The organism is Nocardioides sp. SYSU D00038, assembly GCF_016924665.1.
In the GTDB taxonomy this organism is placed as follows: domain Bacteria; phylum Actinomycetota; class Actinomycetes; order Propionibacteriales; family Nocardioidaceae; genus Nocardioides.
In genome coordinates this window covers 63618-83298 of sequence record NZ_JAFFJT010000023.1, presented here as the reverse complement: position 1 = coordinate 83298, position 19681 = coordinate 63618, and the positions used below count along the sequence as shown (strand labels likewise).

21 protein-coding genes are annotated in these 19681 nt (G+C 70.6%); 3 read left to right on the top strand and 18 right to left on the bottom strand.

What is annotated here, in order from left to right:
* Window positions 1–17: 17 nt before the first annotated feature.
* From JT721_RS13105 to JT721_RS13095, 4 genes are read right to left on the bottom strand one after another with little or no spacing between them, the layout of a single operon-like run.
* Window positions 18–1232, bottom strand: a complete 1215-nt coding sequence (locus JT721_RS13105) for a CynX/NimT family MFS transporter (protein ID WP_205473586.1) — start codon at window positions 1230–1232, stop codon at window positions 18–20.
* Window positions 1229–1363: a hypothetical protein gene (locus tag JT721_RS21430; protein ID WP_275898838.1), complete on the bottom strand. Its 135-nt coding sequence runs from the start codon at window positions 1361–1363 to the stop codon at window positions 1229–1231. Before JT721_RS21430 ends, JT721_RS13105 begins: the two co-directional genes overlap by 4 nt.
* Window positions 1360–1533, bottom strand: coding sequence for a hypothetical protein (locus tag JT721_RS13100; protein WP_205473585.1), 174 nt, complete (start codon window positions 1531–1533; stop codon window positions 1360–1362). Before JT721_RS13100 ends, JT721_RS21430 begins: the two co-directional genes overlap by 4 nt.
* Window positions 1534–1552: 19 nt before the next feature.
* The gene (locus JT721_RS13095) at window positions 1553–2488 is read right to left on the bottom strand and encodes a 3-keto-5-aminohexanoate cleavage protein (protein WP_205473584.1); all 936 of its coding nucleotides are present in this window, start codon (window positions 2486–2488) and stop codon (window positions 1553–1555) included.
* Between the two features lie 71 nt (window positions 2489–2559).
* On the opposite strand from JT721_RS13095, the gene JT721_RS13090 reads away from it, so the two are divergent.
* Entirely contained in the window at window positions 2560–3255 is a 696-nt protein-coding gene (locus tag JT721_RS13090) for a GntR family transcriptional regulator (RefSeq protein WP_205473583.1), read from the top strand.
* A 14-nt stretch (window positions 3256–3269) separates the two neighbouring features.
* Here the strand turns inward: JT721_RS13090 and JT721_RS13085 are convergent, their stop codons facing one another.
* The 12 genes from JT721_RS13085 to glnA form a co-directional block, all read right to left on the bottom strand.
* Window positions 3270–3650, bottom strand: a complete 381-nt coding sequence (locus JT721_RS13085; protein WP_205473582.1) for a nuclear transport factor 2 family protein — start codon at window positions 3648–3650, stop codon at window positions 3270–3272.
* 1 nt (window position 3651) lies between these two features.
* A complete protein-coding gene (locus tag JT721_RS21770) occupies window positions 3652–4326 on the bottom strand; it encodes a GntR family transcriptional regulator (RefSeq protein WP_205473581.1) in 675 nt (224 codons plus the stop codon).
* Entirely contained in the window at window positions 4323–5300 is a 978-nt protein-coding gene (locus JT721_RS13075) for a branched-chain amino acid ABC transporter permease (RefSeq protein WP_205473580.1), read from the bottom strand. Before JT721_RS13075 ends, JT721_RS21770 begins: the two co-directional genes overlap by 4 nt.
* Entirely contained in the window at window positions 5297–6202 is a 906-nt protein-coding gene (locus JT721_RS13070; RefSeq protein WP_205473579.1) for a branched-chain amino acid ABC transporter permease, read from the bottom strand. The genes JT721_RS13075 and JT721_RS13070 overlap by 4 nt, the downstream gene beginning before the upstream one ends.
* Before the next feature lie 5 nt (window positions 6203–6207).
* Window positions 6208–7428, bottom strand: coding sequence for an amino acid ABC transporter substrate-binding protein (locus tag JT721_RS13065; RefSeq protein ID WP_205473578.1), 1221 nt, complete (start codon window positions 7426–7428; stop codon window positions 6208–6210).
* A 90-nt stretch (window positions 7429–7518) separates the two neighbouring features.
* Window positions 7519–8982: an ATP-binding cassette domain-containing protein gene (locus JT721_RS13060; protein WP_205473577.1), complete on the bottom strand. Its 1464-nt coding sequence runs from the start codon at window positions 8980–8982 to the stop codon at window positions 7519–7521.
* 5 nt (window positions 8983–8987) lie between these two features.
* Entirely contained in the window at window positions 8988–10577 is a 1590-nt protein-coding gene (locus tag JT721_RS13055) for a bifunctional 3-(3-hydroxy-phenyl)propionate/3-hydroxycinnamic acid hydroxylase (RefSeq protein ID WP_205473576.1), read from the bottom strand.
* A complete protein-coding gene (locus JT721_RS13050; RefSeq protein ID WP_205473575.1) occupies window positions 10574–11491 on the bottom strand; it encodes a VOC family protein in 918 nt (305 codons plus the stop codon). The genes JT721_RS13055 and JT721_RS13050 overlap by 4 nt, the downstream gene beginning before the upstream one ends.
* Window position 11492: 1 nt before the next feature.
* Entirely contained in the window at window positions 11493–12329 is an 837-nt protein-coding gene (locus tag JT721_RS13045) for a fumarylacetoacetate hydrolase family protein (RefSeq protein WP_205473574.1), read from the bottom strand.
* A gap of 439 nt (window positions 12330–12768) precedes the next feature.
* Entirely contained in the window at window positions 12769–14286 is a 1518-nt protein-coding gene (locus JT721_RS13040; RefSeq protein WP_205473573.1) for a hypothetical protein, read from the bottom strand.
* The gene (locus JT721_RS21925; protein WP_374220887.1) at window positions 14283–14621 is read right to left on the bottom strand and encodes a tyrosine-type recombinase/integrase; all 339 of its coding nucleotides are present in this window, start codon (window positions 14619–14621) and stop codon (window positions 14283–14285) included. The genes JT721_RS13040 and JT721_RS21925 overlap by 4 nt, the downstream gene beginning before the upstream one ends.
* A gap of 293 nt (window positions 14622–14914) precedes the next feature.
* On the bottom strand, window positions 14915–16333 hold the full coding sequence (glnA, locus tag JT721_RS13030; protein WP_205473571.1) for a type I glutamate--ammonia ligase: 1419 nt from the start codon (window positions 16331–16333) through the stop codon (window positions 14915–14917).
* 189 nt (window positions 16334–16522) lie between these two features.
* Here glnA and JT721_RS21420 point away from each other — a divergent pair, with 189 nt between their 5' ends.
* Both JT721_RS21420 and JT721_RS13020 read left to right on the top strand, forming a co-directional pair.
* Window positions 16523–16936, top strand: coding sequence for an RDD family protein (locus tag JT721_RS21420; protein WP_307828036.1), 414 nt, complete (start codon window positions 16523–16525; stop codon window positions 16934–16936).
* A gap of 10 nt (window positions 16937–16946) precedes the next feature.
* Window positions 16947–17780 carry an LppX_LprAFG lipoprotein gene (locus JT721_RS13020; RefSeq protein ID WP_205473570.1) on the top strand — a complete coding sequence of 278 codons (834 nt, stop codon included), beginning with the start codon at window positions 16947–16949 and terminating at the stop codon, window positions 17778–17780.
* A gap of 98 nt (window positions 17781–17878) precedes the next feature.
* Here the strand turns inward: JT721_RS13020 and JT721_RS13015 are convergent, their stop codons facing one another.
* Window positions 17879–18595, bottom strand: a complete 717-nt coding sequence (locus tag JT721_RS13015) for a DUF4191 domain-containing protein (RefSeq protein ID WP_205473569.1) — start codon at window positions 18593–18595, stop codon at window positions 17879–17881.
* A 73-nt stretch (window positions 18596–18668) separates the two neighbouring features.
* Complete coding sequence (lipA, locus tag JT721_RS13010; RefSeq protein WP_205473568.1) at window positions 18669–19610, bottom strand: lipoyl synthase; 942 nt, start codon at window positions 19608–19610, stop codon at window positions 18669–18671.
* Window positions 19611–19681 lie beyond the last annotated feature (71 nt).

Here is a 19681-nt window from a genome sequence, read left to right as displayed (position 1 = left end):
AGCCGACGGCTCCGCCCTCAGGAGGCGGTCTTGGGCTGGGGCATCCGGACGGCCACGAGGACCATCGCCGCCATCACGAAGGAGAGGGCGCCGACGCCGGCCGTGAACGTCCCGGTGGCCCCGACGACCGCGCCGACCAACGTGGGCCCGGCGAACCCGCCCAGCTCGCCGACCGTGAAGTACACCGCTGCGGCCGCCCCCACGTGCCGCGGTCCGATCTCGGGCAGCTCCATCAGGGTGTTCATCATCAACGGCACCAGGGCAGCCGCACAGAAGCCCTCGAGACCGACCGTCAGGTAGAGAAGAGGACCCTCCACCAACGTGGCGGTCGTCATCGAGACGCTGACGACCAGCAGGAGGACGATCGTGGTCGTCCGCCGGTGACGCCCGGCTCCGACCTGCAGCACGACGATGCTGCCGAGGATGCCGAGCAGGGCGGGCAGCGCCGCGATCACGCCGGCGCGCGTGGCGGACATACCAGCGTCCGCGAGCATCGTCGGCAACCAGTTGCGGTAGCCGTGGCTGCCGAGGAAGCCGGCGAAGCCGATCGCGACGACGACCCAGAACCCGGGCGCGCGGGCCACGTGCCAGGTCCCGGCGAGGAGGGGCGTGCGCACTCCGACGTCCCCTCGCGAGACCGGCTTGGCGGTGACGACCCATGCCACCGCGATCACGACGACGACCACGGCGTAGCAGCGGAGCGCGATGCGCCAGTCACCGACCGCCGCCACCAGCACGGCCGTCGAGGCGAGCGCGGTCGCATGGCCGACGTGGGCGCCCGTCATGTAGACGCCCGAGGCCGTGGCTCGACTCCGTCCGGTGAAGAACTCGGCGACGACCTTGGGGAGACCCACGGACATCACCGGCCCGCCGAGACCGAGGAGGGCCACTGCGGCGAGGAGGGTGGGGAAACCCGTGGCCAGGCTGCGTGCCAACTGCGATCCGGCGACGAAGAGCGCGCCCCCGAAGAGGACCCACCGCGGGTCGAACCGGTCCACCAGGTAGCCGACGGGAAAGGCGGCCGCGAGGTAGGTCAGCTGCCACCCGCCCAGGACCAGCCCCACCTCGCCGTAGCTGAGGTCGAGGTCACTGCGCACCGTCCCGACGATCGGTGCCAGGGAGGCCACGGTGAGGGCGAAGGAGAAGTAGAGCAGCCAGGCCAGGAGCAGCATCACCCAGTCGGCGTCGTCCTCGGTGCGCGCCCCCCGGTCGAGCGACGGGGACGCGGTCACCCGACCAGCTCGGCGTCGTCGGCCCCGTAGTCCGGGACCAGCGCCGGGAGCCCGAGACGGAGGTGGACGTAGGAGCCGTCGGTCAGCCCGGAGGCCGCCGGCGCGGCCAGCTCCTCGCCCGTCCAGCTCATTCGGTCGGCTCCGGGAGGGTCTCGAGGATGGCCTCCCGCCACTCCTCCGGCGTGGGCGGTTCGATCACCGTGGATGCCGGGCTGGTTCGCATTCCTGTCCCTTCCTGTCTCGTCCTCGACGGGTCGCGCCAGCGCGGTCGGACCGTCTTCTCCTCGATGCGCTCGTCCACGCCCGATCCCTGCCCGGCCTCAGACGTTCACCGTGTCACGGCCCTTGAGCCGCAGGATGTCTCGCGCCTCGTCCGGGGTGGCGACCTCGAGGTCGAGGGCCTCCAGGATCCCCACGACCTTCGCGACCTGCTCGGCGTTGCTGGCGGCACGGCGTCCCGGGCCGAGGTAGAGGCTGTCCTCGAGCCCGACGCGCACGTTGCCGCCTTGCAGCGCCGCCGCGGTCGCGAAGCGCATCTGGTTCTTCCCGGCGGCGAAGGCGGACAGGAGGTAGTCGTCGCCGAAGAGGCGGTCGGCGACCGAGACCAGGTGGGCGAGGTTGTCGAGCTCGGGCCCCATCCCGCCGAGCACTCCGAAGATGGTCTGCACGAAGAACGGTGGCTCGGCGAGGCCCTGGTCCACCACGTGCGCAAGGTTGTACAGGTGTCCGAGGTCGTAGCACTCGAACTCGAAGCGCGTCCCCCGCTCCTGCCCGAGGCGGCGCAACGTCGTCTCGATCTGGTCGAAGGTGTTGGCGAAGATCACGCCGTGGCTGCCGCGGACGTAGGGCAGCTCCCAGTCGTGACGCCACTCGCGCGGACGCGCCGCGGCCGGCGCGAAGCTGAAGTTGATGGAGCCCATGTTGAGGGAGGCCAGCTCAGGCTCGAAGGTCAGGGCGGCGGCCAGCCGGTCCTCGACGGCCATGGTGGCGGCGCCGCCCGTGGTGATGTTGATGACGGCGTCGGTGTCCGTGGCCAGCGCCTTGACGAAGGGGCGGTAGACCTCCGGATCGGGGGTCGGTCGCCCGTCGTGCGGGTCGCGCGCGTGCAGGTGGAGCACGGCTGCGCCCGCTGCCACTGCGTCCGTCCCTTGCCGGATCATCTCCTCGGCGGTGATGGGGAGCGCCGAGGACATCGACGGGGTGTGGATCGAGCCGGTCAGCGCGCAGGACACGATGACCTTCGGGGTGCTTCTCATGGGTTCTCCTCGTTCCGCTCTCGGGGCTGCGCCAAGAATCGATTCAGGGCGCAGGATGCTAAATTCCGTGGGTGGTCAAGAGCCGGGACGCCGACAGCCTCGCGATGCGCGTCTACGAAGAGCTGCGTGTCGAGATCCTGCACGGCACGCTTGCGCCCGGCGTCCGCCTCAAGCCGGCCGATCTCGCCCGCGACCGCGGGGTGAGCCTCGGGGTGGTGCGAGAGGCGCTGGGGCTGCTGGGCACCAAGAGCCTGGTGCGGATCGACCGCAACCGCGGCTACCACGTCGCGACGTTGTCGGGAACGACGCTGAAGGCCCTGACGGAGGCCCGACTCGTCAACGAGGGCGCCGCGCTCCGACTGTCGCTGACCCGCGGCGGCGTCACCTGGGAGTCGGAGGTCCTGGCTGCGCACCACCGGCTGGCCAGCCAGCCGATGATGCTGCCCCCGACGGCACCGGACGCGGCACCGGAGCGGAACGAGGAGTGGGCCTACGCGCACCTCGCCTTCCACCACGCCCTGATCAGCGCCTGCGGCAACCCCGTGCTGCTCGACATCTGCGACCGGCTCTCCGACCAGGCCGAGCTCTACCGCGCGTGGTCCGCTGGCCCCGGTGAGGAGACGGGCCGCGACGTCGCCGCCGAGCACCAGGGTCTCTGCGACGCGGCTCTCGCGCACGACCAGGTCCTCGCCGTCCGGCTCTTCGAGGAGCACGTCTGCCGCACCCAGCAGCTGCTGCTCGGATCGGGGATGGTCGAGGCCGAGTGAACCAGTAGGCATGGTCACAGGTCGGTCACGACGCGGTGCTCGCGCACCCGCCAGCCGGCATCGGTGAGGTCGAGGAGCTGCTCGATCCGTCCGCTCGCTGCGAGGACGGGCCCCTCCTCGAGCCGGAGATAGGACGCCGCCGCCCGCACCGTGCTCGATCCCTCCGGGGCGATGAGCAGGTTCGTCAGGTGGTGGGCGGTACGACGGCGCCCGTCGACCGGGGCGAGGAGCCGCGGGGCGTACGCCGCCGCCAGCTCCTCGCGGCCGCGGAGCGTGCGGCCGCCGAGGATGACCGTGGCGTCCCCGAGGAAATCCTGCACCGCGGCGAGGTCGGCCCGGTCGACGGCATCGAAGTAGCGGCACAGGAGGTCCCGGACGACGTCGTGCACGGTCACCTCAGTTCGCGTGCTCGATGAGCACGTCGGTCGTGTGGGCGATGTGGTGGGCGAGTCGGCTGGCGGCGAGCTCGGGGTCGCCGTCCTCGACCACGGCCTGGAGGATCGCCCGGTGCTCACCCGCGACGTCCCGCGGCTCGCTCGCGAGCGGGGTCGACCAGCGGCGGTAGACCTCGGCGGCGTCACGCAGGGTCGTGGCGATCTCCACCAGGCGTCGGCTGCCACAACCCGCGAGCAGCTGCAGGTGGAAGGCCCGGTGGGCGACGGCCCACTCCTCGTTGACCACGCACGAGGCGTCGGGGCCGAGGTCGTGCTCCGGGGTGCGCTCGAGCACGTGGTGCGCGGCGATCAGCTGCGAGCGCCACTCCACGGTGCCACGCTCGACCGAGCGGCGCAGCGCCAGCGGCTCCAGGTCCAGGCGCACCGACGTCAGGTCCAGGAGGTCCTCCCGCGAGAGCGGCAGCACCTGGAAGCCCTGCTGGGGTTGTGAGAGGACGAGCCCCTGCTCGCCCAGCCGGGTCAGCGCCTCGCGGACGACGCCCAGGCTGACGCCGTACTGCTCGGCCAGCGCCAGGGGGCTGAGCCGCGAGCCGGGTCGCAGGACGCCGCCGAGGATCGCGCGCCGCACCTCCCGGTGCACGTGCACCGATCGGGTCGGCGTCCGTGTCCCGCTCACGTGCTCGCCTCGGCCATCGTCCGAGGCGCCGTCCGACGTCCCCGGATCCACGCGACGCCGGAGCGCAGCAGCCCGGCGATCCCGCGCGGTGCCACCACGATCACCACGATCACCAGGACGCCGCTGAGGATGGCCTGGACCATCGGCTGGTCCTCCAACGAGCGGTTGACCAGGTAGTAGATGACGAACGCGCCGAGCACCGGGCCCTCGGCCGTGCCGGAGCCGCCGACCACCACCATCACCAGTGCCGTGACGACCCAGGTGAGGCCGAACATCGAGTTCGGCTCGATGTAGACCTGGTTCAGGCTCACCGCGGCGCCGACCAGGCCGGTCAGACCGGCGCTGAGCAGGAACGCCCGCCGCTTCACGACCTCGGCGGGCACCCCCAGGGCGGCCGCCGCGCGCTCGTCGTCGCGCACCGCCATCAACCGCAGCCCGAAGCTCGAGCGGAGCACCAGCACCGCCACGACGCAGGTGAGCACGGCGAGCACGGCGATCAACCGGAACTTCGCCTCGCGGTCGGGGACGGCATCCAGCGGGACGGTGAGACCCCGGCTCTCCCCGGTCCACGTCCACGTCACCATCCACGCCAACGCTGCGAGCGCGAGCGCCGAGGACCCGATCGTGAACGCGACGCCCGACAGCCGGAGCAGCGGGAACGCGACCACCCAGGCGAGGGCCGCGGAGACGAGCCCGGCTCCGACCAGGGCCACCGGCCACCCGAGATCGGTCTTCAGCAGCAGCATGGCGCTCGTGTAGCCGCCCGCCCCGATGAAGACCGAGTGCCCGAGGGACAGCTGGCCGCCGATGCCGCCGATGATGTTCCAGGCCTGGGCGACGCCGATCCAGATCAGGAGGTTGAGCAGCAGGTCCTGGGTGTTGCGGTCGACCCGTCCGGGCACCGACCACAGCACGAGGGTGACGGCCACGGTGAGGGCCAGCCCCAGCGCCGCCGTACGTCGGGTGCCGGTCATGCCGCCACCACCTCCCGGTCGCTGACCGCGGGCCGCTGCCGTCGCGCCGGGAGCCGCAGCCCCAGCCCCTGCGGGCGGACCAGCAGCAGGGCGAGCAGGAGCAGGTTGATGGCGATCGGGGAGTAGACCGGCCCGACCAGCCCCCCGACCGCGGCCGCGACCACGCCGACGAGCACCCCGCCGACGAGCGTGCCCGGCACGTCCCCCACCCCGCCCATCACCACGACGGTGAAGCCGAGGACGAGCAGCGGCAGGCCGCCGTTCGGATCGACGGAGAACGCGCTCCCGTAGACGATGCCCGCGAGGGCGGCGATCGCCGCGGCAGCGCCGAAGGTCAGCGCGTGCATCAGCGGGATGTTGATGCCGAGCATCCCCGCCGTGGCCGGGTCGGCAGCCGAGGCGCGGAGGGCGGTGCCGAAGCGGGTGCGGGTCAGGAGCAGCTGCGTGCCGGTGACGACCGCGCACGCCAGGAGGAACCCAACGAGGTTGGCGGACTGCACGGTCATCCCGGCGAACGACACACTCTGCTGAGCCCAGCCGGCGTCGAGCGAGCGCGGGCTGGTGCCGAACGCATAGGTCAGGGTCCCCTGGCCGAGGAGCAGCAGGCCGAAGGTCGCGACCAGCGGCGCCTCCGCGGAGTGGCCGGTCAGGCGCTGCAGCAGCAGTCGCTGGACCGCGGCGGCCAGCGCGAACAGCGCCGGACCGACGATCACGAAGGCCAGCAGCGGGTCGACGGGGATGCGGTCCGTGACCAGCACCGCCGCGTACGCCCCGAGAAGCACCAGCAGGCCGTGGGCCAGGTTGACCACCCGCATGATCCCGAAGACCAACGACAGTCCGAGCGCCACCAGGGCGTACAGCCCCCCCAGCAGGGCGCCGTTGAGGAGAGCCTCGGCGGACATGTCAGCTACTTCGCCAGGCCCGGCGGCGGCGCCTGCAGGTCGCCGGTCGCCTGATCGGCGGGCCAGACGGTCACCTGCGAGTCGCCCTGCCACTGGACGGCCGTCGGCGGGATGATCGCGCGGTTGTCCTCGCCGAAGGTGATCGGCGCCCAGACGGTGTCGAGGTCCTCGGTGTCGGCGATGGCCTGAGCAAGGTCGTCGGGATCGGTGCTGCCGGCCCGCTCGAGCGCATCCGCGAGGATCTCCACCATCGCGTACGCCGAGATCACGGCCTGGTTCGCGAGGCCGTCGCCGTACTCCGCCTTGTTCGCCTCGTAGAGCTCCTGGCCTCCGACGTTGCCGTTGTCGGGGCTCCACCACCCGAAGGTCATCGCGCCGTCGGCCGCCGGGCCGGCGGCCTGGGGGAAGCCGACCGTGCCGCCCTTCTCGGCCCACGCGGTCTTCGGGGCGTAGCCCAGCGCCTTCATCTGCTTCCACAGCGCGGCGGCGTCGGGCGGGATGACCTGCGCGATCATCACCTCTGCTTCCGCGGCCTGGGCCTCCTGGACGAACTGGCTGAAGTCGGTAGTGCCGACCGGGAACTCGGCGCGGTAGACGACCTCGTACCCGAAGCCGGCGGCCTGGGCCTCCCACAGCGCTCCCATCGCCTTGCCGTCCTCGCCGGTGTCGGTGAAGAGGGCGACCTTCTTGTTGGTGTCGACGAGGTCCGAGGCCTGGAAGTTCACCGCCGTCTGCTCCTCCTCGTCGACGAAGACGTCGAAGGCGTAGTTCCAGCCGCTCTCGTTGCCGGCCAACCAGGCGAGCGTCGGCGTCAGCGGCGAGACGGCCGGCACCTGCTCCTGCTCGGCCACCACCGAGAACGGGATCGTCATCGGCGGGGTCACCGAGCCGAGCAGGGCCACCGCCTCCTCCTCGGAGACCAACGACTTGGTCGTCGAGGTGACCACCGTGGGGTCGGACTTGTTGTCCTTCACGACCAGCTCGAGCTGGTAGGACTCGCCGTCGATCTCGACGCCGCCGTCGGCGTTGATGGCGTCGACGGCCTGCTCGTAGCCCGCCTGGATCGGCGGGCCGAAGACGCCGAGCGGACCGGTGAGGGGCAGGGACGCTCCGAGGACCAGGTCCCCGGAGTCCGAGGCGTCCGAGCTGCTGCCACAGGCGCTGAGCGCGGCGCTCGCGAGGACCAGGGTCGCCGCGGCCGCGAGGGCAGAGGTGGATCGAGGCATGGTGAGGCCTTCCTTCGATGGCACGGGTGTGCGGAGGTGACCGTCCCGGCGAGCTGCCGGGACGGGCGTGCGGGCTACGACGGGTCGGCGCTAGTGCGCGGCCCCGAAGTACGCCTCCGAGAGCCGACGCTCGTCGGCGAGGTCCTGGGGTGAGCCGTCGTAGGTGACCCGGCCGCGGTCGAGGACGTAGGCATGGTCGGCCACCGCCAGGGAGCGGTGTGCGTTCTGCTCGATGAGGAGCACGGCGAGGCCGATCTCGCGAAGCGAGCCGATCGCGTCGTACATCACCTCGACGGCGACGGGGGAGAGCCCGAGGGACGCCTCGTCGAGAATCAACAGCCGGGGGCGCGACATCAGTGCCCTGGCCATCGCGAGCAGCTGCTGCTGCCCGCCGCTCATGGTGCCGGCCCGCTGGTCCCGGCGCTCCGCGAGCACCGGGAACCGCTCGCAGAGTCGTGCGGCCTCCTCGACGCGGGCGGTCCGGTCGAGGGTGTAGCCGCCGAGCAGGAGGTTCTCCTCCACCGTGAGCTCGCCGAAGATCCGGCGGCCCTCCGGGCAGCAGGAGACCCCGTGGCGCAGCCGGACGTGCGGCGGCTCGGCGTCGACGGCTGCGCCGCTCATCCGCACCGAGCCCGACCGGATCGGGACCAGGCCCGTGACCACCCGGGTCAGCGTGGTCTTCCCGGCGCCGTTCGCACCGAGCACGGAGACCACCTCGCCGCGCCGGACCTCCAGGCTGACTCCGTCCAGCGCGACCGCCTTGCCGTAGCCGGCCGACACGTCGGCCAGCTCCAGCAGCGGCGGCTCGGTCGGCGCAGGTCCACGCAGCCGCGGCGACGCTGACCGGACCGCGGAGGCTCCCTCGCCCAGGTAGATGGCGCGCACCGTCGGGTCCGCGGAGACCTCGGCGGGCGAGCCCTCCGCCACCTTGCGGCCCCAGTCGATGACCACCACCCTGTCGGCGAGCTCCCGGATGAGGCCCTCCACGTGCTCGACCACCATCAGGGCGACGCCTTCGGCGTGCACCTTCCGGACGATGTCAACCAGCTGCTCGGTCTCGTGGGCGACGAGTCCGGCGCCGACCTCGTCGAGCAGGAGCACCCGCGGGTGCAAGGACAGGGCGCGGGCCAACTCGAGACGCTTCAGGTCGAGCAGCCCGAGGCTGCCCGCGGGCCGCGACGCCTTGTCGCTGAGCCCGCACAGGGCGAGGACGTCGAGGTCCCGCTTGCGGTCGCCGCTGGCGAGGCCCGCAAGGCGGAGGTTCTGGTCGACGCTGAGCTGCCCGAACGGGCGCGGCACCTGGTTCGCCAGGGCGAGGCCGGCGCGGGCGATCCGGTGGCTCGGCCACCGGGTGACGTCGCGGCCCTCCAGCAGTACCTGTCCGCTGTCGGGCCGGACCTCCCCGAGCAGGGTCTTCAGCAGCGTGCTCTTGCCGGCGCCGTTGGGTCCCATCACGCCGACCACCTCACCCGGATCGATGGTCAGGTCGAGATCGTCGAGCGCGGTGACCCCGCCGTACCTCTTGGTCAGCCCGCGGGCCTCGAGGAGGGGCATGCCGCTCAGCCCACCGTCACGCGGGCCACTGACCCGGTCTCGAGCGCGGTGCGCAGGCCGCGCAGGGCCTCGTCGAGGCGCTCGGCGGGGACGGCGTCGTAGAGGTAGAAGTCGGGTCGCACGACGGCGACCGGCGTGCCCAGCTCGTCGAGCCACGCGTCGTACCGGCCCTCGACGTCGATCACCTGCGCTCCCGACCCGGGGGCACCCACCTCGAAGAGGCGTACGCCGACCTCCGAGCACCACGTGCGGATCGCGTCACTCAGGTGGGCGAGGGCGCCGGGCCGGGCGAGGACGGTCCACCCCTGGCCACAGACGTCGTCGAACCGACCTTCGCGGCCGGCAACGATGACCCGCCCCTGGTGGGAGAGGTGGCCGGCGAGCGGGTGGCTGCCGAGGATGCCGGGCCCGAGGTGCGGCGGTGCGGGCTCGGCCGGGGCGAGTGACGGGTCCTGGTGCGCGGCACGCATCTCGAGGTCGCGGAGGGTGGCGGCCTCGGGGGCGCTGACGCAGATTACCCGGCCCAGCCCCATGGAGAGCTCGATGAAGTAGCGGACGTGCTCGGTGCGCTCGGGGCCGTAGGAGTCGAGCAGCGCATCGGGCGAACGACCCGCGAGGACCGCGTCCAGCCGCCACAGCAGCGCTTCGGCGTCCCGGAGCCCGGCGCACATGCCCTGGCCGGCGAACGGCGGCATCAGGTGCACGGCGTCGCCGGCGAGCAGGGCCCGCCCGCGGCGCCACTGGTCGCACCAGCGGGCGCGGAAGGTGTAGACGACGTGCCGCTCGAGGGTGGCGTTGTCGGGGGTCAGGCCGAACTCGGCGAGCCGCTCCCACGCGGTCGCCTCGGTGTTCAGCTCCTCGATGCTCTCGTCCGGCATCCGCATGTACTCCCAGCGACGCCGGTGCGGTGCTCCGCCAGGCACGACGGTTGTCGGCCGCTCGGGGCGGCACCACTGCCACGCGGGTGGGTCGAAGTGCATCGGCTCGTGCGGGAGGACGTCGAGGATCAACCAGTCGAACTCGAAGCCGAGGTCGGTCATGGTGATCCCGAGCGAGGTGCGCACGAAGGAGTTGGCTCCGTCCGCACCCACGACGTAACGGCCGCGGAAGGTGCGGGTGGCCCCGTCGCCCCTCGTGCTGCGCGCGAGCACGGTCGCGCCCTGATCGTCCTGGTGCAGCTCGACGGCTTCCCAGCCGCGGTGCACCTCGGCCCGGGTCTCGGTGTCCACGATCTTGCGGATCTCACGTTCGAGGTCGGGCTGGTGGAAGAAGTTGGAGGTCTGCCAACCCGAAGGTCCGATGCCGGTCCAGTCGAGCTCGAGCAGCACCTCCTTGTCGGCGTTCACCCAGCGGTAGAGGTTGTCGTAGGGCTGCACGGCGGGGTTGTCCGACGGGTCCAGCCCGATGCTCTGGAACAGCCGGGCCACCTCGTCGTCGAAGTGGACCGCCCGCGGGAAGGCGTAGGCCTCGGGGAAGCGCTCGATGCACGCCGACGTCCACCCGAGTCGGCCGAGCTTGTAGGCGAGGTACTGACCCACAGGGCCGTAGCCGACGATGACGACGTCTACCTCGACGTCCCGCTGCCCGGTGCTCACTTGCTGTGCGCTCCCGTCATCATCGCGGCGAGGTCCTCGGGGTTGAGGAAGGACGGCGACGGCGGGGGACCCCAGCGGAAGAGGCCGCGGGCGCCCTCGACCGCCTCCGGTGTCCACAGAGAGTCGTCGACGATGCAGTCCATGTCGGAGTAGTACTCGCTGAACGTGCCGGCGGGGTCCTTGAGGTACCAGAAGAAGTTGGACCCGGCGTAGTGCCGTCCGAGGCCCCAGACGTGCCGCTCGGGGTGGCCCTCGAGCATGTCCATGGCGCCGCGGCCGACGGCGTCGACGTCGTCGACCTGCCACGAGGTGTGGTGGGGGTAGACGACCGGCGCGCCCATGACGAGCAGGTTGTGGTGGTCGGTGCTGCAGCGCAGGAAGGCCCCGACGCCGGCGCGGTCGCTCAGCTTGAAGCCGATGCCCTCGATGAAGAACCGCTGCGAGGTCTCGGGATCGGTGCTGCCGAGCACCACGTGGCCCAGCTTGCGCGGACGGACACGTGCGTCGGAGCTCGCACCCGCGGATCGGGCGTTCACCCGCTCTAGACGGCCCGGACCGTTGTACGACGGTGCGGCCACCTCGGCCTGCACGACCCGCGGCTCAACCGCGACGACCACGCCGACGCGGGTGGCCGGGTCGGCCGTCACGAGGCGGTCGGCGACGATGCCGTGCTCCACGCCCAGCCGGGTCAGCGACGCGGCGATCCGGCCGAGGTCGTCGGGGTCGTCGGCGCCCAGGGTGAGGGACGCGATGCGGCGGACCGGGCCCGGCCGGAGGTAGAGCTGACGGCCGCCGTCGAGCGTCGACATCGAGCCGTCGCCGTGGTCGGTCAGCCCGAACTCCCGGTAGTAGGCGGTCACCTCCTCGAGGTTGGGGACCTCGTAGGTGAAGGAGCTCACCCGGTGCAGTGCCATCTCAGGCCTCCCCGCCGACCAGCGTGACGACCAGCTCGCCGATGCCCTCGATCGAGCTCGTGAGCGTGCCCGGCACCAGGAACCGCTTGGGCTCGCGGCCCATGCCGACGCCGCACGGCGTCCCGGTGAAGATCAGGTCACCGGGGTAGAGCGTGAGCGCCTCGGAGAGCCGGCTGACCAGCTCCGGCACGGAGAAGATCAGGTCGCTGGTGCGGCCGTCCTGCAGGACCTCGCCGTCCAGCGAGCAGCTGATCGCCAGGTCGTCCTTGTCGAGCAGGTCCTCGGGCGTCACGACGGCAGGGCCGACGGGCGAGAACCCGGGATAGGACTTGCCGAGCGAGAACTGGGGCGCAGGGCCGCGGGTCTGCACCGCTCGCCAGGACAGGTCCTGGCCGACGGTGAGGCCCGCGACGTGGTCCCAGCCCTTCTCGACCGGCACCTGGTGGGCCTGTCGGCCGATCACGACCACGAGCTCGACCTCCCAGTCCACGCCGTCGCTCGGCAGGGTCACCACGGCACCCGGGCCGACCAGCGACGAGGGGAACTTCGTGAAGACGACCGGGTGCTCCGGGATCGCCATCCCGCTCTCGACCGCGTGCTCGCGGTAGTTCAGCCCGATGGCCGCGACCTGACGCGGTCGGGGGACCGGCACCCCCAGCTCCCCGGAGGCCTCCGGCGCGTCCCCCGGCACTCCCGGCGCCCAGGCGACGAACTCGTCCCAGCGCTCGTAGACGGCCTGCGGATCGGAGGAGAAGCGTCCGTTGCTCGCCTTCTCGACGTCGACCCATCGCTCGCCCTGGCCCAGTGCGAGCCTGCCTCCGACACTTGCGATTCGCATCTCGATCCTCGTGGTCCTCTGGTGGAGTGGGGCGACCACACCGGTCGTGTGGGCGCGATCACACCTTCTCGCCACGCGGATCGACTCGTCAAGCAAGAATTGATTATTTCTCGCAAATTGACTCTGACGAGCGGTCCGTCGCAGCGCTGACCAACCACAGCCAGCGCCGTCGCCCGCAGCGTGTCGAGCACGGCCGGACTCGTGACTGACGAGCGCACAAAGCAGCACGCCGCCGAGCGACCACGGGATCACTCGGCGGCGTTACTGCAGGTCAGCGGTAGTCCGTTGCGGCCACTCGACGTTGAGAAACGATCGCAGCGGCGGCATGGCTAGATGTCGTAGAACGGGCCGAACTGGTCACTGACCTGAGTATCTCCTGCACCGGTACACGCCTCGGTCCACATCCGGTACACATCGCCGTGGAGTCTTGCTGCCGAACTCAGGCGCCGATCTTCGCCTTCGTCAAAAGCTCGGAGGCGTCCTGACGGACCTGCTCCTGGGGATCGTCGGATGCCATTCGCCGGAGCAGGTCGAGGGCATCGTCGGGCCACGTGGCAAACGGCCACTCTTTGAGTGCGCCAAGTGCCATGTTGCGGTTGCGGATGGTGGGACTTGTCAGGCCGAGCGAGATCAGGTCACGCCCCGTGCCCGGATGGTTCCGGAGCTCCTGCAGCGTGAAGTCGAACTCCATGTGGGCGCGGAACTCTGGCCCGAAGCCCATGCTGCTCGGTGAGCCGTTGACGATCACGTTCGGCCGGAAGGTCGCGCGGGCGAGGTCGACCAGGCTGTTGCGACGGTCGTCGGTGTCGGCTGTCCGCCAAGCGTCGAACCAGGAGCCACCCAGCGGATCGGCGCGGAGGCGCTCCAGGAAGAGGTCGAACGTCGCGATCCCGAACCGAGGTGCCGCTTCCTTGGCGAGCCAGAACGTGTGGTCGTCTTCCGAAGCGAGCCCCTCCGCGACCACCTCGGGCCACTGCGGTTGGGCGAGGATCCTCTCGGCTTTGGTAGCCAGCCGCTGCTGATCCTGCTGAGTCCAGCCATGGCCGGCGCGTGCATCCGCATCCTCGCCGCCGTGGAGCATCCTGTCGATCGAGGTCGTCGTGCGCAGGTCGCCCAGCGTCTCTGCGCGGTGGTCGAGCAGATCGAGGTAGGCGTCGAGCATCGCCGGTGCGTCGTCGATGTCGTCTATGTCCTGAGCCGGCCCGCCCATGATGAGTGCCTCGATGATCTCGCCGGCAGACGTCAGCAACTGTCGGTCGACCTCAGTCCGCTGAAGCGCAGTGGTGAGCTCGCCTGTGGTGGCCGCGGTGTACGCCAGGTACTCGTACATGACCGAGTTCTTGTAGCCCTCACGCAGCAGCCACTCCTTGATCTCGGGATCGGTGGCGTCGCTGAGCCGCTCGACGCACTGGATGCGGCCCCAACCATCGACCCGCTTCGCCAAGCTCCAGATGTCGCGCTCGGGGTTGGTGGAGCCGTTGCTGAGGGCGACGGCGGCGAACAGGGTGAACTCGTCGTGTGCCCCAAGGGTCATGACGATCTCGCCTGCGTCACGGGTGCCGGTGATCCCGATGAGCGCGAGACCGATCTTCGCGGGGCCCCGATGCCGGGCCGTCGTCGCCAGCCACAGACCGACCTGGTGGATGGCGTCGGCGTCCGGTCGAGCAGAGACGAGCGACTCGATCATGTCGTCGACATAAGAGACGACGTCGTCGTTCTGAAGGGCTCGGTAGAGCTTCTTCAGGGTGCGCTCGCGTGGTTTGCGGCTCGCCTTGGCGAGCAGGGCAGCGGTTGACGTGGCTGCCTTCCCGTCGTGTCCTCCGCCGTGATGTCCCATCACGCCATCCATCGCGCCGGCCGACCAACGGATCGCGTTCGGGTCACGCGGGGGTTCGTCAGGCAGAGTGAGGTCTTGGTCCGTGAGCCGACCGTCACCATCGAGGTACGTGCGGATCACGTCGTAGACGGACGGGACGTCAGAGATACGCGGGAGCGCTGGCGACACAGGGGCACCTTCCCATGTGGGTAGCTCCGAAGCGAGCGAGATCTCAGCTTGGGTGCGGTAGCGCCCAGAGCGCGTCGATCGCGTGGCGTACGGCTTCGTTGCTCGTCGGCATCAGGTGCGTGTAGGTCCGCAGGGGTGAAGGCCGGGTCGTGATGCCCGAGGTACTCCGACAGCGTCTTGATGCTGACGCTGGCCTCCAGCAGTGCTGAGGCGTAGAAGTGCCGCAGCGCGTGCATCCCGGTGTCGGTCCCGGGATCGATGCCGGCGGCTTCAGCGCGGGGCGCCAGACGTAGCCGTTCACGTGATTGCGGTTCAGCGCCTTGTGTTCACGGGTTGAGTGGTCACGAGTTTGCGATCTGCCGGTCTCAATACGACCTCGCAAACGCCGCCGGCCCCGACCTCACGAGGAGGCCGGGGCCAGAGGTTGCGGTACGCATCGGGTAGCAAGCGAGCCGTAGACAGCCGTTCAGGGCCGTGGTCAGCCGTACATGTCCGCGATGGACCACTCAGCGCTTGCAGGTCACAAGTGGTTTCGAGACGGTCGCAGAGCGACCTCCTCAACCTCCGGAGGACCCTGGAATCAGATGTCGTAGTACAGCTCGAACTCGTGCGGGTGCGGCCGCAACTGCACCGGGGCGATCTCCTCGGTGCGCTTGTAGTTGACCCACGTGTCGATCAGGTCCGGTGTGAAGACGTTGCCGGCCGTCAGGAAGTCGTGGTCGTCCTCGAGGGCGTCGAGGACGGCGCCGAGCGAGGTCGGCACCTGGTCGATCTCGGCCATCTCGTCCGGCGGCAGCTCGTAGATGTCCTTGTCGATCGGGGCGGCGGGCTCGATCTTGTTCTGGATGCCGTCCACGCCGGCCAGCATCAGCGCGGCGAAGGCGAGGTAGGGGTTCGCCGAGGGGTCGGGGAAGCGGGTCTCGATCCGCTTGGCCTTGGGGTTCGACCCGGTGATCGGGATGCGGACCGAGGCGGAGCGGTTGCGCGAGGAGTAGACGAGCGAGATCGGGGCCTCGAAGCCGGGGACCAGGCGGTGGTAGGAGTTCACCGTCGGGTTGGTGAACGCCAGCAGGGCCGGGGCGTGCTTGAGGATGCCGCCGATGTACCAGCGCGCCATGTCGGAGAGGCCGCCGTAGCCGGTCTCGTCGTAGAACAGCGGGTCGCCGTCCTTCCAAAGCGACTGGTGCACGTGCATGCCGGAGCCGTTGTCGCCGAAGATCGGCTTGGGCATGAAGGTGACCGACTTGCCCTGCTGCCACGCGGTGTTCTTGATGATGTACTTGAACTTCATCACGTCGTCCGCGGCCTTGAGCAGCGTGTCGAAGCGGTAGTTGATCTCCGCCTGACCGGCGGTGCCGACCTCGTGGTGGGCGCGCTCGACGAGGAGGCCGGAGGCCTCGAGGTTCTTCACCATGTCGTCGCGCAGGTCGCCGTAGTGGTCGTACGGCGCGACGGGGAAGTAGCCGCCCTTGAACCGGGTCTTGTAGCCGAGGTTGTCGCCCTCCTTGCCCGAGTTCCACCAGCCCTCGACGGAGTCGATGTGGTAGTAGCCCTCGTTGGGCGAGGTGGAGTAGCGCACCGAGTCGAAGATGTAGAACTCCGCCTCGGGGGCGAAGAACGCGGTGTCGGCGATGCCGGTGGTGGAGAGGTAGGCCAGCGCCTTGCGAGCGATGTTGCGCGGGTCGCGCGAGTAGGCCTCGCCCGTGATCGGGTCGTGGATGAAGAAGTTCAGCACCAGCGTCTTCGCGGCCCGGAACGGGTCGATGAACGCCGTGGTCGGGTCGGGGAACAGCGCCATGTCCGACTCGTTGATCGCCTGGAACCCGCGGATCGAGGACCCGTCGAAGGCCAGGCCGTCGTCGAAGACCGACTGGTCGAACGACGACACGGGGACCGTGAAGTGCTGCATGATGCCGGGCAGGTCGCAGAAGCGGATGTCGACCATCTCGACGCCCTCGTCCTTGACGTACTTGAGCAGCTCATCGCTGTTCTGGAACATTCGTCCTCCTTGGCTGCGACCCAGGGGCAGCCGACACGTGCTTCGAGAGATTGCGGCCGGGGCGACGGTGATCCGGCGGTCCCTACATCCAATGATCGGTCGGTTTCGCGACAGTACCGTGAGTGTTTCGGGGATGTAACAGGTGGTCCGGAGGCCGATCCCTCACCCGCCCTGCCTAGGGTGGTCGCCGTGACCACCTTCGAGACGGCGACCTGGGGCCGGCGGATGCTGGCCCTGCTGGTCGACTGGTTCGCCTCGACCCTGGTCGTCGTCCTGGTGGTCGGGCTCGACGCCTACTCCCGCACCGGCAGCCCCGCGCCGTTCTACGTGCTCGGGGTGTTCGTCGTGGAGTCGGCGCTGCTCACCGCCACCGTGGGCGGCTCGTTCGGACAGGTGGCCACCCGGCTGCGCGTCGTCCGGGCGAACGGCGACCCGCGTCCGGTAGACGTGCCGCGCGCGCTGCTGCGGCAGGTGCTCATCGCGCTCGTCATCCCTCCGCTCGTCTACCGCCCCGACGGTCGCGGGCTCCACGACCTCGCGGCGGCGAGCGCTACCGTCACCCTGCAGACCTACCGGGCCCTCTCCGGGCGCTCGGTCTCCTGAAAGGCACCCCATGACCCGTACGACGCTGTCCCGCACCACCTGGCGGCGGGCCTGCGCAGCGCTCGCGCTGCCCCTGGCCCTCACCCTGACCGCCTGCGGCGGCGACTCCGACGAGCCCTCCGACGACGCCGGCTCCTCGGCCTCGAGCACGCCCACCGAGGACGCCGAGCCCTCCGAGGAGCCCACCGAGGAGGAGAGCGACACCCCCGGCGGTGAGTCGGTCGAGGCCGGTGAGTTCGCCGAGATCATGAGCACGGCGTTCGAGAACGCCACCACCGCCGCGGCCACCCTGAAGTCGACCGGCGGCCCGACCGCCATCGACGCGACCGGCGACATCGACTTCACCGGCAAGCAGCAGGCGGTGCACATCGAGATGAACAACCCCGCGATGGGCGGCAAGCTCACGCTGATCATGGTGAAGGGGATCGTCTACGTCGGGCTGCCCAACCTCGACGGCAAGTTCGTGCAGTTCGACCTGGCCGACCCCAACAACCCGATGGGTGCGGGGTTCGCCGACAACCTCGACCCCGAGAAGGCGTTCGAGCAGTTGGAGCAGGGCATCGAGTCGGTCTCGCTCGTCGGCGAGGAGGAGGTGGGCGGCGAGACCGCCACCCACTACGCCGCCCTCATCGACGCCACCAAGATCGACGCCGCCGCCGGTGCCGGCCAGGGCGAGATGACCTTCGACGTGTGGATCGACGGCGAGGGCCGGATCGTGAAGAACCTGGTCGAGCTCGGCAGCACCGGCTCGGTCGAGACGACCTACTCCGACTGGGGCAAGGACGTCATCATCGAGGCGCCCGCCCCCGACGACATCGTGGAGCTGCCCGCCGGCGCCATGTGAGCGACGCGGCGCCGCCGCCCCCGGTACGACGAACGCCGGCCGGTCCCCGCGGGGGCCGGCCGGCGTCGTACGTCGTGGGCGCTGACGGGGGGAGTGGCTCAGCGGCCCCGCAGGTTGCCGCGCATGCCCTTCATGCTGGTCGGCACCGGGCCCTTGGGGAGCGGAATGTTGGAGCGGTTGGCGTCGAGGGCCTTGAGGCGGTTGAGCACGTCGGTGAGCTCGGCGGGCTTGACCGCGCGGCCGAGCTTCTGCACGTGGCGCACCAGCTTGGGCAGCGGCACCTGGCCCTCGCCGTTGCCGCAGACGATCTCGTGGATGGGGGTCTCGGTGGCGACCCGCTCGTGCTTCTTGCGCTCGCTGAGCAGCAGCTGGCGCAGCCGGTTGGGGTTGCCCTCGCCGATCAGCACGATGCCGGGCGGGCCGACCACGCGGTGCACGATGTCCTGCTGCTTGGTGAACGCGATGACCGGGTCGGTCTTCCAGCCCCGGCGCAGCATCCGCAGCGCGGCCGCGGCGGCACCCGGCTGACCCTCCATCTGCGTGTACGCCGCCTTCTGGGCGCGGCGGCCGAAGACGATCATCGCGGCCAGGACGCCGAACAGCAGCGCGCCGACCACCGACATCGCCAGCCCGATCGCGCCGCCGCCGGGCAGCACGGTGAACAGCACGAAGCCGAGCGCGCCACCGAGCAGCAGCGAGGCCAGCACCAGCCAGAGCACCGCCGGGTCGGAGCGCCGGGTCATCTTCCAGGTCTCGGCGAACTGCTTGCGACGGCTCATCGTCGAGGGGTCCATGGGCGCGTTCTGGTTGGACATGGCGTGGCGTTGCCTCACTCGTGCGTGGTTCGGGTGGTGCTGGCCCGGCGGGACCGGGTGGGCGCGGGTGCGCTCAGACGGCGGAGCCCTGCCGGGCGTCCATGGCCTGACGGTACAGCCGTCCGGCGCGGTAGGACGAACGCACCAGCGGCCCGGACAGCACCCCGGAGAAGCCGATCTCCTCGGCCTCGGCCGCGAGCTCCACGAACTCCTCGGGCTTGACCCAGCGCTCGACGGGGTGGTGGCGCACCGAGGGGCGCAGGTACTGGGTGATGGTGACCAGCTCGCAGCCCGCCTCGTGGAGGTCGCGCAGCGCCTGCGAGACCTCCTCGCGGGTCTCGCCCATGCCGAGGATGAGGTTCGACTTGGTGACCAGCCCGAAGTCGCGGGCCTGGGTGAGCACGTCGAGCGAGCGCTCGTAGCGGAACGCCGGCCGGATCCGCTTGAAGATCCGCGGCACGGTCTCGACGTTGTGGGCCAGCACCTCGGGGCGCGACTCGAAGACCTCGGCCAGCAGCTCGGGGCGGCCGTTGAAGTCGGGGATCAGGTTCTCGACGCCAGTGTCGGGGTTGAGCTCGTGGATCGCCCGCACGGTCTCGGCGTACAGCCAGGCGCCGCCGTCGGGGAGGTCGTCGCGGGCGACGCCGGTGATCGTGGCGTAGCGCAGCTGCATCGACTGCACCGACTCCGCCACCCGGCGGGGCTCGTCGCGGTCGAGCGGCTGCGGCTTGCCGGTGTCGATCTGGCAGAAGTCGCAGCGCCGGGTGCACTGGTCGCCGCCGATGAGGAACGTCGCCTCGCGGTCCTCCCAGCACTCGAAGATGTTGGGACAGCCGGCCTCCTGGCAGACCGTGTGGAGTCCCTCGGACTTCACCAGGCTCTGCAGGGCCTTGTACTCCGGCCCCATCTTGGCCCGGGTCTTGATCCACTCGGGCTTGCGCTCGATGGGGGTCTCGGCGTTGCGGACCTCGAGGCGGAGGAGCTTTCTTCCTTCGGGGGCGGGAGCCTGCGTCACCCCTCCAGCGTACGCCGCCGGGCCAGCCTCCACGGCACCGGACCGGTTGCCGCAACAGGTAACCGCGTGGT